Consider the following 14,027-nt stretch of genomic DNA (forward strand, 5'->3'; position numbering starts at 1 on the left):
CTGCCCGCAGAAAAGTTCAGCTGTAACTTTTCATGAAAAAAACAATAAAACCTGACCATTAAAAGCTGCCGTTTATCTGGAGCATCAAGAGCATGTCAATCAACAAGGCTTTTGCCATTGCGGGTACCTGCGCGCTGGTTTTACCAGTGACCGCCTCTGCCGACTTTATTGCCGACAGCAAAGCGAGTGTGGAACTGCGCAACTTTTACTTCAGTCGTGACTTTCGTAACGGCCCGCCCACGGCAGAGCGTGACGCTGCGGCGGAGTGGGCGCAGGGCGCGATGCTGCGCATCGAGTCGGGTTATACCGCAGGCACTATTGGCGTTGGCCTTGATGCCATCGGCATGCTCGGCATCAAGCTTGACGGCGGTGATGGGTCCGGTGGAACCGGCCTGTTGCCCGCTGACCTCAGCTCGAAGAACGGCCGCGGTTCGCAAAGCGAGTATTCCAAGCTGGGCCTGACGGCCAAGGCGAAGGTCTCTGCAACGGAACTCAAAGTCGGCTCCCTGGCTTTCCGTACGCCAGTAGTGTCGAGTAATGACACGCGCCTGTTGCCTTCGACCTTCGAAGGAGCGCTGCTGACCTCAAAAGATATCGACCAATTGGCCCTGCAAGGCGGCAAACTACAGCAAATCAAGTTTAACAGTTCTTCAAACTACCAGGACTTCACGGGTAACCGCATCGGCGGCGTCAGTGATGATTTCCGATTTGCCGGCGGCACCTACAGTTTTAATAAAGCCCTGAGTACAAGCCTGTTCTACGGCAACCTGGAAAATGTCTATCGCCAGTACTTTGGCGGCGTAGTTTATGAAATCCCTCTCGCCGCGCAACAGTCGCTCAAGTTCGACCTGCGTTATTCGAAAAGTACCGACGACGGTAATTTCCGCCCACTCGACAACCGTGCAGCGAACGGGCAAGTGGCCTACACCCTTGGCTCCAGCGTATTGACCGGCGCCTATCAGCGAATGAGCGGTGACGACCCGTTCCCGTACATCGCCAATAGCGACCCCTACCTGGTCAACTTTGTGCAGATCAACGACTTTGCCAACACCGATGAGCACTCATGGCAGGTGCGCTATGACTACAACTTCGCCGCACTGGGCATTCCCGGCCTCACCTTCATGACCCGTTACGTCAACGGCGACAATGTGCAGGTAGCGGGCAGTCATTCGGGGAAAGAATGGGAGCGAAACACCGATATCGGCTACGTGGTGCAAAGCGGTTCGCTGAAGAATCTTGGGGTCAAGGTTCGAAATGCGACGGTCCGCTCGAACTTCAGCAATGACCTGGATGAGACACGGCTGATCCTGAGTTACACATTGGCCTTGTGGTGAAGGCGGATCGCTTGACCGACGTTTGACAAAAGCCTTTGTTCAGCCCTGGGAAGCCCTCAGCATTCGATACTGCTGATGGTTTCCACAGCAGCCATTATAAACTTATGGTTTACACAGACTATCGTGATGACCGGCTACCCAGCAGGTAGTCCCGAACCGATACTAGGCTCCATCAACCGGGGCATCTCGCCCCGGCGACTTTGGAGACAGACATGACTACTCAGAACCTCAGCGGTAAAGTGGCTTTGATCCAAGGAGGGTCCCGCGGTATTGGCGCAGCCATCGTCAAACGCCTGGCCGCTGAAGGCGCAGCCGTTGCCTTCACTTACGTAAGCTCCACGGCAAAAGCCGAAGAATTGCAGAACAGCATCACCGCCAATGGCGGCAAGGCACTGGCCATCAAGGCCGACAGCGCCGATGCCGAGGCCATCCGTCACGCGGTCACGGCCACCGTCGAAGCCTTCGGCGCGCTGGATATCCTGGTCAACAACGCGGGTGTGCTGGCGGTTGCGCCACTGGAAGATTTCAAGCTCGAAGACTTCGACCAGACCCTGGCCATCAACGTACGCAGCGTATTCATTGCTACCCAGGCCGCTGCCAGGCATATGACCGAAGGCGGTCGCATCATCAACATTGGCAGCACCAATGCCGATCGCATGCCCTTCGCCGGTGGCGGTCCGTACGCCATGAGCAAGTCGGCGCTGGTCGGCCTGACCAAAGGCCTGGCACGCGACCTCGGCCCGCGCGGGATCACCATCAACAACGTGCAACCCGGCCCGGTCGACACCGACATGAACCCTGCACAGGGTGACTTTGCCGACAGCCTGATCCCGCTGATGGCAGTAGGTCGCTACGGTCATGCCGATGAAATCGCCAGCTTCGTGGCGTACCTGGTGGGCCCTGAAGCGGGCTACATCACGGGTGCCAGCCTGACCATCGACGGCGGCTTTGGCGCCTGATGGCGACACCTGCGTGAAAAAGCCGGCCACCTGATCAGGTGGCCGGCTTTTTCATGCCTGCTGGTTTACGCCCATTCCAACGCCGGCAAGCCGCAGTCAGCGGGCTTGAACGCCTTCAGCGTGCGCAGGATGCCATCGGCATGTGCGTACATTTCATCCGCCATGGCCGCATCCGGGATGGCAATGGCGGTCATGCCCGCCGCCTTCGCTGCTGTGACGCCGAAGGGCGAATCCTCGAACACCAGGCAGTCGGCCGGATCGACACCCAGACGCCGCGCGGCGGTCAGAAAGATGTCCGGTGCCGGCTTGGCCGCGCCCACTTCCGGATCATCAGCCGTGACGATGAAATCGAATAAATCGAACCACTCCCGGTGCAGCGTGGTTTTCTGGCCGAACGACTGACGTGAAGAACTGGTGCCCACCGCGATGGGGATATTGTTCGCCTTCAAGTGCCGCACCAGTTCCTGTGCGCCGGGCATTGCCAGCGCGTGTGGAAAACGCTCACGCATCAGCGGTTCGCGAATCACCAGGAATTCTTCTGCGGAGATCGGCAGGTCCAGGGCCTCGACCACGTAGCGCGCCAGATCATTTGCGCCGCGCCCGATGATGTTCTGTTTGATGCTCCAGTCGAACACCCGGCCATAGCGCTGGACGATCATCGACGTGACCTCGGTGTAGATGCCCTCGGTGTCCAGCAACAAGCCGTCCATATCGAAAATCACAGCCTTGATCGGGCCGAATTCGTTCAGCGGTGCATTCATCGCGTCTGATCCGTTTTCAACAACAAGAGGACCCGCACGTTAGCACCGATTCTGCGACGGATTAAAGGGTTCAGCAGGATATTGACAGGGGGCAGGCCAGAGAGTTGCGCACCCGACAGCCACGACGACTTCAGCTCGGTTCATCCGATGCATCATTATCGGCAATGTCCTGATCATCGGGAACGGCCTCTACATCCCCACGCTTCACATCATCCTCGGGCAACTGCTCCACGGCCGTGTCTTCGTCAGGCGGCCGTTGATCCCGACTCAGGGAGTCCGTGGGTGATGGCAGGGGATACTCAGGCGTTTCATCCGGGTCGAATGCTTTGGGAACAGGTTTCATGGGCCACCTCTCGACGGGCCTGCAATGGCAGGCCCTGACAGTTCGACGACCTCGGCGGCACGGCAGTGCTATGAGAGAGACAGTCGGTCGGCAGCTTATTGCTCGTCTTCGTCCAGCTCTTCGTCTTCGTAGTCGACATCGCCAGCGTCATCGGAGTCATTGAGCGGCACTGTCGCGTCATCCATAACCGACCCCGGATCTTCATTTCCCGGATCGTTGATAAACGGCAGTCCACTCGGACCTTTTTCTTCCTTGCCTTCTGTTTCAGGCGTCATGGAGCATACCTCGCAGGGTGCAGGGATGGATCAACGATGCTTATTCTTATATTTGTTTTTGTTCTTGTGCTTGTGATTGCCCTTGGAATGCGAACCACCGTCATCGGTACCCAGGTTGTTGCCGACAGCGCCACCGGCTGCGCCACCCAGGCCTGCGCCAATGGTCGAACCGGTCGAGCCGCCCAGGCTGTTGCCAATCACCGAACCACCCGCAGAACCCAAACCACCCCCCACCGCAGCTGCCGTGCGGCTGCCCTTGGGCGCACCTACCGCGCTACCCGCAGCCCCACCGACGCCTGCGCCGATGGCCGCGCCAGTGCTGCCGCCCATTTGCTGACCCACGACATTCCCGAGTGCCCCACCGAGGCCGCCGCCGACTGCTGCGGTGCCGTCGCCAGCGGCCATGGCGCCGTGGCTGACCATCAGTCCCAATACCAATGCAGACAACGTCAAGCCTTGACGACGACAGTCGCCTGGTTTGCTTTCGGATTTTGATGTCATGGTGCACCTCGCATGCGTTGGGGATGTAATGGCTTTGAGCCTCTGCGGACAGAAACGTTCATAAACGCAAAAGCCAGGCAATTAGCCATGATGCTCTGTTGTTAAGGCGCTTTTTGTAGGAGCGAGCTTGCTCGCGATGGTCGTTAACGATGACGCGGGGCCCCAGACACTCCGCGGCGTCCTCTGGTTTTTCGCGAGCGAGCTCGCTCCTACGGTGCTCAGCGCACTCCCGGCTTTTGTATCGATCCGCCAGGATCAGTGACGCTTGTGACCCTTGCTGAGGTTGCTGCCGACGCCACCGCCCAATGCACCGCCCAGGCCTGCGCCGATGGTGGAACCGGTCTTGCCGCCCAGGCTGTTACCAATCACCGAGCCACCTGCAGCGCCAACACCACCGCCGATCGCAGCCTTGGTGCGGCTGCCTTTACGTGCGGCAACAGCGCTGCCGGCTGCGCCCGCGACGCCTGCGCCGACTGCTGCGCCCGTGCTGCCGCCCATGCTTTGGCCAACCACGTTACCCAAGGCGCCGCCCAGGCCGCCGCCGATCGCGGCCGTGCCATCGCCAGCGGCCATCGCGCCTTGCGCAACGAAAAGTCCCAGAACCAGAGCAGGCAGTGTTAAACGCATGACAAAAACCTCAAAAAATAGGGAGAAACCGAAACCCGGGCATTGAATGCCCCTGCGGAGGAAACGTCCACACAAATCCTCCGTTGCTGGAAACAGCGACGATTGGACAGCGATATGGGAAAAGGTTTTATGACAGGCAAAAAAAAGCCCGCTGGGGAAACGGGCCAGGACTTGCTTTCTAACGGATGAGCTGAGACTACGCAAACCCTTGTGAAAAAGTTGTGAAAGAATTTGAGATCAACACGCCTGGTTAAATTGTTTCGGCGCACATAAAAAACCCCGCTGTTCAGCGGGGTTGTCAGATGGCTGCTTACTTTCTGGAAGCGGCCGCTACCCTGGGCAGGAACTTCGCCTTGGGTCCTTGGCTCACCATCGATTTGATCTTGCCAACCTGGTGCTTGTCCTCCCCAAAGCTGGCCACGTATTCGGTCTGGCCACACTGGACGCAATTGTTGATCGGAAACTCGGACCCGTCGTCTTCGATATACGGTTCAGTCATCACTTCGCCCCTTCAAACGCGGGATCGACACCGGCAAGCCCTATTTGCCCGAACCATATCGATCACCAAGGATTTTGAGACTAGTCGGTCACGACTGGACTTGTCATTCATATCACAGCGCGCCCGACGAATGGACTCTGGTTCTAGCGGGATAGATGCCGAGCCAGCGCCTCGAAGGCCGGCAGCGTCACCGGATCATTGGCGGCGTTGGCTGCGACCGGGTGCGATGCATACCGCACGATCACCAGCTCGGCTTTGGGATCGACATAAATCCTCTGGCCATACACCCCGCGCGCCATGAACGCCCCGCCCTCCTTGTCCGTCACCCACCACATCGAGCGATAGCTCCAGCCCTTGAGCAAGTCATAACCGGCCTTGGCAAACGCCTGTTTATCGCCACCGCGACGGATGTCGTCGATCACCGCCTTGGGCACAATCTGCTGGCCATTGAAGCGGCCGTCATTACGCAACATCTCACCGAATCGCGCCAGATCACGCAGCCCGGTATTCAGCCCACCACCGGCGAACGGCGTGCCGATGGAATCAACGGAAAAATACCCATCCTGCTCCGCTCCCAAGCGGCTCCAGATACGCTCCGACAGCAACTGCGCCACGTTACGACCGGTCGCACGCGCGATAATCCAACCCAGGACATCGGTGTTCACCGTCTTGTAGGCAAACGCGGCACCGTGCTCACCCTGGGGCTGCACTGTCTGCAGGTACTCGAAGTAACTGCGCGGCCCGGTATAGTCCTTGGCGAAAGGCAACGGACTCCCCGCCCGGCCATGGGCCCAGACATCAGCCTTCGGGTCGGCGTAGTCTTCGCTGAATTTGAGGCCGGTGGTCATATCCAGGACCTGGCGCACCGTTGCATTGCCGAACGCCGATCCCGCCAGTTCAGGCACGTACTCGACCACTCGCTTGTTATCGTCAATCTGCCCTTCAGCCACCAACGTGGCACCGAGTGTGCCCACCACCGACTTGGTCACTGACATCGCCGCGTGCTGACCTTGCGGGCCCAGGACACCGAAATAACGCTCATAGACCAGCTTGCCGCGATGCAGCACCACAATCCCGTCGGTATAAGTCGCCGCCAGCGACTGCTCCCAGGTCATCGACTGCTGAGCACCCAGCGGGGTAAAACTCAGCGCATCGATGTCCTGGCGCAAGGCTGACTCCAGCGCAACAGGCTCACCCAGCCCGCGGGACACGTTGACGGTGGGCATCAGCTGCCGGAAGTTGGAAACACTCCAGCGCATCGCCGGAAACTGGAAATAACTACCATCGGCAAACCGCACGGTGCGCTCTGGGGGCGGCGGCGAGCCGACCATCCAGCCAAGTTTGGCGGGGTCGCTGGCTGCAGCGTCCGGGAAAGTTGTTGGCGTGACCGCGAAAGCCAGGCATGGCAGGATCGACATCAGCAGCGTGGCGGCCGACTTGGCGATTTTCGGGTAGGTGGTGTCAGGCAGTGGCATGAGGATCGATTCCATTCGAGAGGTGAGTGGCCAGGGCTGGATGTTAACAGCACACTTCACGAATTAAGATCCCCACCTTTCCACTGTCCTCCCGCTGGAGCAGGCCAGAGGGGCAGCACAAACAACGCCCATAAAAAACGCGGGTAACGGCTCATCACCGTTCCCGCGCTGCTGCCCCGACCTCTACGGGCGCCAGACTCCCGCCGACCTACTCCGGTCGGTGGCTATGCTTTCAAATCACCTGGTGTATGTGTCTTGAGCCAGTCGGCCAAGGCGGCATTCATCCGCGTTTGCCAACCTGGGCCAGATGCCTTGAATTGAGCCAACACGTCTGGCTCCAGTCGGATCGTGATCCGCTCGCGCACCACGTCCGCCTTGGGTCTACCGCGCCGGACAAGTCGCGTGCCGTTGAACTCGTCAGCGCGCTTAAAGAAAGCGTCTGTGAGCTCAGGTGCATCATCTGGGTCAACCCAGGCGGCTTCGGTATTGCACTTGTTCGCGTTCATTGGCTTTCCTCATAGAGATGATGCGGCGGGCCTCGCCGCGAGGTGTCCAGACAATTACAACCATTCGACCGATCAGCAGCCCCAAGGTGATAAAGCGGACCTCTCCGTATTCCTGTCGTGTGTCTTCGCCTGTGAAGTGATGCCCGGCAAAAACGGCACCAGCGTCGGCAAAATCAACACCCCGCTCGAACAGGGTTTTGTCACGCTTGGCGGGATCGAAGGTTATTTGCATCGCTTTATTGTATGTACAAAAATCTATGGAGGCAAAATTTTTGTCATGACATTTAAAGAATACGAAACAGGCCTTCGAGCCCGCCGCATTCCCATGTCGTTCCCATACGGTCTTTTTCAGACACCAAAAACCACAAACCCCCGACTTTCTCTAGGAAAATCAGGGGTTTGTGTTTACTTAATGTGGCGGTGAAGGAGAGATTCGAACTCTCGATACAATTTCTTGTATACACACTTTCCAGGCGTGCTCCTTAAGCCACTCGGACACTTCACCGTATCTCTTCAAACATGTTCTGTCTGTCGAGGCGCGCTAATGTAGTCGAAAGCTTTTCCGATGGCAAATATTTTTTTCAGAATTTTCATGCGGTTAGCGATTTAGTTGTTCTGGCTACGCGCAGGCCATGGCAAACCTGCCAATCTCCGGCTTGGCCGCCCCTTCTATATAGAGGGGATGGCACAGCGGCGGTGGCTGGCCAGGCGCTGAGCGGCGACACGGGGTGACCGGCGAGTCAGTCACGGCGCTTTACCTGGCCTACGGTGGTGGGTAACGTCTGCCTCATCTTTCATACAAGGAACCGCGTCATGAGTGAGTTGATCTCCTACCACCTCGAAGACGGTATCGCGACACTGACCTTGAGCAACGGCAAGGTCAATGCGATCTCGCCGGACGTCATTGCCGCGTTCAATGCTGCGCTGGATCAGGCGGTGACTGATCGCGCGGTGGTGATCATCACCGGCACGCCCGGGATTTTGTCGGGGGGTTATGACCTGAAGGTCATGACGTCCGGTCCCAAGGAAGCCGTAGCCCTGGTCACGGCTGGCTCGACGCTGGCTCGCCGCCTGTTGGCGCACCCGTTCCCGGTGATCGTTGCATGCACCGGACATGCGGTGGCCAAGGGTGCGTTCCTGCTGTTGTCGGTGGATTACCGCATTGGGGTCGAGGGGGCTTTCAGCATCGGCCTTAACGAAGTGCAGATCGGCATGACCATGCACCATGCCGGCATCGAGCTGGCGCGCGATCGACTGCGCAAGTCGGCCTTCCACCGCTCCGTGATCAATGGCGAGATGTTCAATCCGCAAAGTGCCGTGGACGCAGGTTTCCTTGACGTCGTGGTGTCTGCCGATGAACTGCAAGGGGCTGCGCTGGCTGCTGCCCGGCAGTTGAAGAAGATCAACATGACCGCGCACAAGAACACCAAGCTGAAAGTGCGCAAGGCGCTGCTGGAGACGCTGGACAACGCCATCGTCCTGGATCAGCAACATATGGGCTAAGCCCGGACTGGCGCCACTGAGAAGCCCGACCCTTGTGCGGTCATGCTGCTCATTGCAGGAGCGAGCTTGCTCGCGAAAAACGTCAACGATCACGCGTGAAGCCTGGGAAAACGCGGTGTCCACGAGTTCTTCGCGAGCAAGCTCGCTCCTACAAAGCTTTGCGACCCTCGTGTCGGGCTTTTTCTTACCCATCGGTTAAAAATCCTACGACAGCTCTAGGACGCGTCTGACACACAAGTCGGAAACATGTGCTTAAACATCGCCTATCTCCGAACTCTATAGCGACAATTGCCGAAAACAGTGCACATCCGTACACTGCGCCACCTTTTGTCCCGGTGGGGCCTCTAAATGCTGTTCGCGTTTCGTATGTTATTGATGGGATTGCACTTTATTCTCGCCGGTGTGCTGGGCGTGATTCTCGGCCTGTGCCGACCTTTCAACCCGGACAACAGCCGCCTGTGCGCCCGCCTCTACGCCTGGCCGGCCATGTGTATCCTGCGCCTGCGGGTAAAGGCCGAAGTTGGCCCGTTGATGGACAAGCCTGCGAGCTGCGTGATCATCGCCAACCATCAGTCCAACTATGATCTTTTCGTGTTCGGCAACGTGGTTCCGTACCGCACCGTGTGCATCGGCAAGAAGAGCCTGAAGTGGGTACCGCTGTTCGGGCAGTTGTTCTGGTTGGCCGGTAACGTGCTGATCGACCGGGGCAATGCGCAGAAGGCGCGCAAGTCGATGTTGACGACGACTCATACGCTGCAGAATGAAAACACTTCGATCTGGGTGTTTCCGGAAGGCACGCGTAACCTGGGTGAAGATCTGCTGCCGTTCAAGAAAGGTGCGTTCCAGATGGCGATCGCTGCCGGGGTGCCGATTGTGCCGGTGTGCGTCAGCACTTATGTGAAGCACATGCGCCTGAATCGCTGGGATAGCGGGAAGATTCTGATCCGCTCTTTGCCGGCAATTCCTACGGCCGGGTTGAGCCTGGATGATATGCCGGCATTGATCGAGCAATGTCGCGAGCAGATGCGTGAGTGCATTGCTTCGATGGATCGGCAGATTCTGGCGGGCTAGTCGATCTTGGCCATGGATGGCCGAGCGTACAGGCGACAGTGTAAGAAGATCGCAGCCTCGTTTCACTCGACAGCTCCTACGGGCTAAGCTGGACACTGCCTGCTAATCAGAAGTGAACCAACACCATGGGTAGAGTTGTTGCGGCTGCGGTTTACAGCGCCGGGAAAAAAGTTACCAACATCACCCTCGACGAGGGCGCTGCCTGGGCTGCCAAGCCTGACCACTTTGTCTGGATCGGGCTGGAAGAGCCCGATGCCCAGGAACTGGCCAACCTGCAACGCCAGTTCAACCTGCACGAACTGGCCATTGAAGACGCCCTGGAGAAACACAGCCGGCCCAAGCTCGAGACCTTCGGCGACGCGCTGTTTATCGTCACCTATTCGCCCATCCGCGATGAACACGGAAAACTCGAGTTCATTGAAACCCACATCTTCGCCGGCAACGGCTACATCATCACTGCGCGAAATGGGCATTCGGCGTCCTACGCCTACGTCCGACAACGTTGTGAGGCACGTCCGCTGCTGCTGGAGCACGGGGAAGATTTTGTCCTCTATGCGCTCCTCGACTTCGTGATCGAAAACTACCAGCCGGTGGGCGAAGCGATCCACGCCGAGATCGATGAGCTGGAACGCAATGTGTTGTGCAGCGCGCTGAATGAACGCGATATCCAGAAGCTCCACGGCCTGCGTCGCGATGTCGTGCGCCTGCGGCGTTATGCAGCGCCCATGGTGGAGATTGGCGAGGAGCTGCAGAGGCTCAGCTTTCCTTTCATCGACAAAAACATGCGGCCGTACTTTCGCGACGTGCAGATCCACGTCACCCGGCAGATGGAAGACCTCACGACCCTGGCCGACATTGCCAGCCAGACGATCGAGGTCGGGGTGTTGCTGGAGGCATCACGCCAAAGCGTGGTGCAGCGCAAGTTTGCGGCATGGGCGGCGATTCTGGCGTTCCCGACGGCGGTGGCCGGGATCTACGGGATGAACTTCCAGAACATGCCGGAGCTGACCTGGCACTACGGATATTTTGCGGTGCTGGGGTTTATTGCGGTGGGCTGTGTGAGTTTATGGGCGAGTTTCAAGAGATCGGGGTGGTTGTAGGAGCAAGGCGAGCGCTGCGCACTCGATCGCGGGCAAGCCTTGCTCCCACAGTTTTGCGCTCACAAGCCTTGCTCCCAGAGCTTTCGGCTAGACCGCTTTGAGCTCTGGCTTGTGCGCCACGAACCGCATCATCCATTCGGCCACGGTCGCGCCGTGGTGCTGATGGTCCAGGCTGGCCACGCCCTTCTGGTAAATCTGCTCACCCAGGGCCTGCTGGCGGATCTCCAGCAGCGCTCGCGAGTAGTCGTGGATGAACTCTGGATGCCCCTGGAAGCACAGCACCTGATCGTTGATGTGATACGCGGCAAACGGGCAGAAATCGCTGGAGGCGATGACTGTGGCGTTTTCCGGTAGCGCGGTGACCTGGTCCTGGTGGCTGATCAGCAACGTCAGCTCTTCCACGACCGGGCTCATCCACGGCGCCTTGGCCGCGAGCTTGTAGTTGTGGGTGCCGACACCCCATCCTTGAGAGGCGCGCTCGCTCTTGCCGCCCAGCAGCAGCGCCAGCAACTGATGACCGAAACACACGCCGAGCAACTTGTCGCCGCGCTCGTAGCGCTTGAGCAGATAAGCCCGGAGGGTTTCTATCCAAGGGTCGGTGCCAAAGGAATCGGCCTTGCTACCGGTGACCAAATAAGCATCGAACACCTGCTCATCGTCGGGATACTCGCCCTGCATCACGTTGTACACCGTGAACTCGGCGGCAATTGGCTGCTGCGTGAACAGACGCTGGAACATCTGCCCGTAACCCTGATATTGATCGACCAGTTCCGGACGCAGGATGTCGGTTTCCAGAATGCAGATGCGTAACGACATAAAAAATACCTGACACGTGATGGGAATAATGCACACCCAGAGCCTGCCTCGAAACACCGTGACAAGGCAAGCCCCACAGGCATCATCGGTCCCCTAAAACGTCTCCCCCCGGGCCGCTTTTTCCAGCAGCAGTGCCGGCGGCGTGAATCGCTCGCCATATTGCTCGGCCAGGTACTGCGCGCGAGCGACGAAGTCTTGCACGCCGTACTGGTTGATGAACTGCAACGCGCCGCCGGTCCAGGCCGCAAAGCCGATGCCGAAAATCGAGCCGATGTTGGCATCCGCCGTCGAAGTCAGCACGCCCTCCTCCAGGCACCGCACGGTTTCGATGGCCTGCACGAACAGCAGGCGGTCGCGCACGTCCTTGGGCGAGATCTGCCCGTCGGCCGTTTCGAAGCGTGTTTTCAGTTCCGGCCACAGGTACTTCTGGCCACCACTTGGGTATTGATAGAACCCGCCGCCTGCGGCCTTGCCAGGACGCTTGTACTCGTTGAGCAACAGATCGATCACCGCAAAGGCTGGATGCTCGATCAGCGGTTTGCCCTCCGCCTGCAAGTCCTTGGCGGTTTGCTGGCGGATGTGGCTCATGAGGCTCAGGGAAACCTCGTCGGAAATCGCCAGCGGTCCAATCGGCATGCCCGCCTTGCGCGCCTCGGTTTCGATCATCGCCGCGCTGACGCCTTCGCCGAGCATGGCAATGCCTTCGTTGGTGAAAGTGCCAAACACCCGCGAGGTGAAGAATCCACGGCTGTCGTTGACGACGATCGGGGTTTTCTTGATTTGCAGGACGAAATCAAAACCCCGGGCCAGGGTTTCATCGCTGGTGCGCGAGCCTCTGATGATCTCCACCAGGGGCATTTTTTCCACCGGGCTGAAAAAATGCAGGCCGATGAACCGGGTCTGGTCCGGCACGGCGGTAGCGAGGCCGCTGATCGGCAAGGTGGACGTGTTGGAGGCAATCACCGCCTGGGCACCGACGACTTTCTGCGCGGCCGAGGACACTTTGGCTTTGAGCTCCCGATCCTCGTACACAGCTTCGATGATCAGGTCGCAGCCGGCCAGGTCAGCATCATTTTCGCTCGGTAGAATCCGCGCCAGAATCGCTTCGCGCTGCTCGGATGACAGCTGCCCGCGAGCGACTTTTTTATCCAGCAGTGTCGCCGAGTGGACCTTGCCCTTCTCTGCTGCGGCCAGGCTGATGTCCTTGAGCACTACCTCGATACCCGCCGAGGCGCTGACGAAGGCAATGCCCGCGCCCATCATCCCGGCACCCAGCACGCCGACCTTGTGCGTGGTGAACGGGGCATGCCCCTGGGGCCTGGAGCCGCCGGCGTTGATTTCGTTGAGTTGAAACCAGAAGGTGCCGATCAGGTTTTTCGACACCTGGCCGGTGGTCAACTCGGTGAAGTAGCGGGTCTCGATCAGGTGCGCGGTGTCGAAATCAACCTGGGCCCCTTCCACCGCCGCACAGAGGATTTTTTCCGGCGCGGGCATGCAGCCCTGGGTTTTGCTGCGCAGGATCGATGGCGCGATCGCCAGCATCTGCGCGACTTTGGGGTGCGATGGCGTGCCGCCGGGAATCTGGTAGCCCTTCACATCCCATGGCTGCACGGCGGCCGGATTGGCCAGGATCCAGGCCCGGGCCTTGCTCAGCAACTCTTGCGGGTCCTGCGCCAGCTCGTCGATCAAACCGGCCTGCAGGGCCTGTTGAGGCCGCACCTTCTTGCCCTCCAGCAGATACGGCAAGGCTTTCTCGATCCCCAGCAGGCGCACCATGCGCACGACCCCGCCGCCGCCCGGCAGCAGGCCCAGGGTGACCTCCGGCAGGCCAAGCTGCACCGAGGAATGATCCAGCGCCACGCGGTGATGGCACGCCAGGCAGATTTCCCAGCCACCGCCGAGCGCTGCGCCATTGATCGCGGCGACCACGGGTTTGCCGAGCGTTTCCAGGGCGCGCAGCTGGGCCTTGAGGGTCAATACCATGTCGTAGAAGGCCTTGGCCTCGGGCTTGCCGACCTTGATCAGTTCATTGAGGTCGCCGCCGGCAAAGAAAGTCTTTTTCGCCGAGGTGATGATGACGCCGGCTATCGACGCTTTCTCTTCGACCAGGCGCTTCACGCAGTCCGCCATGGCGTCGCGGTACAGCGCATTCATGGTGTTGGCGCTCTGGCCCGGCATATCAATGGTCAGGACGACGATCTGGTCCTGGCCCTTTTCGTAACGGATGGCTTCGGTCATGACGATGTTCCTTGAAGTC

Annotated in this window: 16 protein-coding genes and 1 tRNA gene; 5 read left to right on the forward strand and 12 right to left on the reverse strand. The window is 59.2% G+C overall.

Annotated features, from left to right (window positions below; translation table 11 throughout):
* Positions 1-92: 92 nt before the first annotated feature.
* Complete coding sequence (locus tag AAEZ09_RS25505; RefSeq protein WP_350601264.1) at positions 93-1,334, forward strand: OprD family porin; 1,242 nt, start codon at positions 93-95, stop codon at positions 1,332-1,334.
* A gap of 212 nt (positions 1,335-1,546) precedes the next feature.
* On the forward strand, positions 1,547-2,293 hold the full coding sequence (locus tag AAEZ09_RS25510; protein WP_045058982.1) for a 3-oxoacyl-ACP reductase family protein: 747 nt from the start codon (positions 1,547-1,549) through the stop codon (positions 2,291-2,293).
* Between the two features lie 65 nt (positions 2,294-2,358).
* Here AAEZ09_RS25510 and AAEZ09_RS25515 read toward each other — a convergent pair whose 3' ends face one another.
* The 10 genes from AAEZ09_RS25515 to AAEZ09_RS25560 all read right to left on the reverse strand — a co-directional run bounded on the left by AAEZ09_RS25515 (position 2,359) and on the right by AAEZ09_RS25560 (position 7,785).
* Positions 2,359-3,054: an HAD-IA family hydrolase gene (locus tag AAEZ09_RS25515; protein ID WP_350601266.1), complete on the reverse strand. Its 696-nt coding sequence runs from the start codon at positions 3,052-3,054 to the stop codon at positions 2,359-2,361.
* A gap of 130 nt (positions 3,055-3,184) precedes the next feature.
* Complete coding sequence (locus AAEZ09_RS25520; RefSeq protein WP_205892512.1) at positions 3,185-3,397, reverse strand: hypothetical protein; 213 nt, start codon at positions 3,395-3,397, stop codon at positions 3,185-3,187.
* A gap of 95 nt (positions 3,398-3,492) precedes the next feature.
* The gene (locus AAEZ09_RS25525) at positions 3,493-3,672 is read right to left on the reverse strand and encodes a hypothetical protein (RefSeq protein WP_045058979.1); all 180 of its coding nucleotides are present in this window, start codon (positions 3,670-3,672) and stop codon (positions 3,493-3,495) included.
* 30 nt (positions 3,673-3,702) lie between these two features.
* Positions 3,703-4,173 carry a glycine zipper domain-containing protein gene (locus tag AAEZ09_RS25530; RefSeq protein WP_205892513.1) on the reverse strand — a complete coding sequence of 157 codons (471 nt, stop codon included), beginning with the start codon at positions 4,171-4,173 and terminating at the stop codon, positions 3,703-3,705.
* A gap of 255 nt (positions 4,174-4,428) precedes the next feature.
* Complete coding sequence (locus tag AAEZ09_RS25535; protein ID WP_350601268.1) at positions 4,429-4,800, reverse strand: bacteriocin; 372 nt, start codon at positions 4,798-4,800, stop codon at positions 4,429-4,431.
* Between the two features lie 310 nt (positions 4,801-5,110).
* Positions 5,111-5,299, reverse strand: a complete 189-nt coding sequence (locus AAEZ09_RS25540) for a hypothetical protein (RefSeq protein ID WP_201147202.1) — start codon at positions 5,297-5,299, stop codon at positions 5,111-5,113.
* Positions 5,300-5,442: 143 nt separating this feature from the next.
* The gene (locus AAEZ09_RS25545) at positions 5,443-6,717 is read right to left on the reverse strand and encodes a serine hydrolase domain-containing protein (protein ID WP_350601294.1); all 1,275 of its coding nucleotides are present in this window, start codon (positions 6,715-6,717) and stop codon (positions 5,443-5,445) included.
* A gap of 281 nt (positions 6,718-6,998) precedes the next feature.
* Positions 6,999-7,280, reverse strand: coding sequence for a BrnA antitoxin family protein (locus AAEZ09_RS25550; RefSeq protein ID WP_205892514.1), 282 nt, complete (start codon positions 7,278-7,280; stop codon positions 6,999-7,001).
* Positions 7,240-7,512 (reverse strand): BrnT family toxin, encoded by a 273-nt coding sequence (locus tag AAEZ09_RS25555; RefSeq protein WP_350601269.1) that lies wholly within the window; start codon positions 7,510-7,512, stop codon positions 7,240-7,242. Before AAEZ09_RS25555 ends, AAEZ09_RS25550 begins: the two co-directional genes overlap by 41 nt.
* A gap of 183 nt (positions 7,513-7,695) precedes the next feature.
* Positions 7,696-7,785: transfer RNA gene (locus AAEZ09_RS25560), tRNA-Ser, on the reverse strand.
* A 308-nt stretch (positions 7,786-8,093) separates the two neighbouring features.
* On the opposite strand from AAEZ09_RS25560, the gene AAEZ09_RS25565 reads away from it, so the two are divergent.
* From AAEZ09_RS25565 to AAEZ09_RS25575, 3 genes are all read left to right on the forward strand, one after another.
* Positions 8,094-8,783: a crotonase/enoyl-CoA hydratase family protein gene (locus AAEZ09_RS25565; RefSeq protein ID WP_045058973.1), complete on the forward strand. Its 690-nt coding sequence runs from the start codon at positions 8,094-8,096 to the stop codon at positions 8,781-8,783.
* A gap of 348 nt (positions 8,784-9,131) precedes the next feature.
* Complete coding sequence (locus tag AAEZ09_RS25570; RefSeq protein WP_045058972.1) at positions 9,132-9,854, forward strand: 1-acylglycerol-3-phosphate O-acyltransferase; 723 nt, start codon at positions 9,132-9,134, stop codon at positions 9,852-9,854.
* Between the two features lie 125 nt (positions 9,855-9,979).
* The gene (locus AAEZ09_RS25575) at positions 9,980-10,954 is read left to right on the forward strand and encodes a magnesium and cobalt transport protein CorA (RefSeq protein ID WP_045058971.1); all 975 of its coding nucleotides are present in this window, start codon (positions 9,980-9,982) and stop codon (positions 10,952-10,954) included.
* 87 nt (positions 10,955-11,041) lie between these two features.
* Here AAEZ09_RS25575 and AAEZ09_RS25580 read toward each other — a convergent pair whose 3' ends face one another.
* Together AAEZ09_RS25580 and AAEZ09_RS25585 are read right to left on the reverse strand one after the other, a co-directional pair.
* The gene (locus tag AAEZ09_RS25580; protein WP_350601271.1) at positions 11,042-11,770 is read right to left on the reverse strand and encodes an amidotransferase; all 729 of its coding nucleotides are present in this window, start codon (positions 11,768-11,770) and stop codon (positions 11,042-11,044) included.
* Between the two features lie 93 nt (positions 11,771-11,863).
* Positions 11,864-14,008 (reverse strand): 3-hydroxyacyl-CoA dehydrogenase NAD-binding domain-containing protein, encoded by a 2,145-nt coding sequence (locus tag AAEZ09_RS25585; protein ID WP_350601272.1) that lies wholly within the window; start codon positions 14,006-14,008, stop codon positions 11,864-11,866.
* Positions 14,009-14,027 lie beyond the last annotated feature (19 nt).

Source organism: Pseudomonas sp. 65/3-MNA-CIBAN-0223 (assembly GCF_040310425.1).
GTDB lineage: Bacteria > Pseudomonadota > Gammaproteobacteria > Pseudomonadales > Pseudomonadaceae > Aquipseudomonas > Aquipseudomonas gregormendelii.

Coding starts and splice junctions, on each gene's coding strand:
- AAEZ09_RS25505 (WP_350601264.1), top strand. CDS start 93: ATGTCAATCAACAAGGCTTTTGCCATTGCGGGTACCTGCGCGCTGGTT.
- AAEZ09_RS25510 (WP_045058982.1), top strand. CDS start 1,547: ATGACTACTCAGAACCTCAGCGGTAAAGTGGCTTTGATCCAAGGAGGG.
- AAEZ09_RS25515 (WP_350601266.1), bottom strand. CDS start 3,054: ATGAATGCACCGCTGAACGAATTCGGCCCGATCAAGGCTGTGATTTTC.
- AAEZ09_RS25520 (WP_205892512.1), bottom strand. CDS start 3,397: ATGAAACCTGTTCCCAAAGCATTCGACCCGGATGAAACGCCTGAGTAT.
- AAEZ09_RS25525 (WP_045058979.1), bottom strand. CDS start 3,672: ATGACGCCTGAAACAGAAGGCAAGGAAGAAAAAGGTCCGAGTGGACTG.
- AAEZ09_RS25530 (WP_205892513.1), bottom strand. CDS start 4,173: ATGACATCAAAATCCGAAAGCAAACCAGGCGACTGTCGTCGTCAAGGC.
- AAEZ09_RS25535 (WP_350601268.1), bottom strand. CDS start 4,800: ATGCGTTTAACACTGCCTGCTCTGGTTCTGGGACTTTTCGTTGCGCAA.
- AAEZ09_RS25540 (WP_201147202.1), bottom strand. CDS start 5,299: ATGACTGAACCGTATATCGAAGACGACGGGTCCGAGTTTCCGATCAAC.
- AAEZ09_RS25545 (WP_350601294.1), bottom strand. CDS start 6,717: ATGTCGATCCTGCCATGCCTGGCTTTCGCGGTCACGCCAACAACTTTC.
- AAEZ09_RS25550 (WP_205892514.1), bottom strand. CDS start 7,280: ATGAACGCGAACAAGTGCAATACCGAAGCCGCCTGGGTTGACCCAGAT.
- AAEZ09_RS25555 (WP_350601269.1), bottom strand. CDS start 7,512: ATGCAAATAACCTTCGATCCCGCCAAGCGTGACAAAACCCTGTTCGAG.
- AAEZ09_RS25565 (WP_045058973.1), top strand. CDS start 8,094: ATGAGTGAGTTGATCTCCTACCACCTCGAAGACGGTATCGCGACACTG.
- AAEZ09_RS25570 (WP_045058972.1), top strand. CDS start 9,132: ATGCTGTTCGCGTTTCGTATGTTATTGATGGGATTGCACTTTATTCTC.
- AAEZ09_RS25575 (WP_045058971.1), top strand. CDS start 9,980: ATGGGTAGAGTTGTTGCGGCTGCGGTTTACAGCGCCGGGAAAAAAGTT.
- AAEZ09_RS25580 (WP_350601271.1), bottom strand. CDS start 11,770: ATGTCGTTACGCATCTGCATTCTGGAAACCGACATCCTGCGTCCGGAA.
- AAEZ09_RS25585 (WP_350601272.1), bottom strand. CDS start 14,008: ATGACCGAAGCCATCCGTTACGAAAAGGGCCAGGACCAGATCGTCGTC.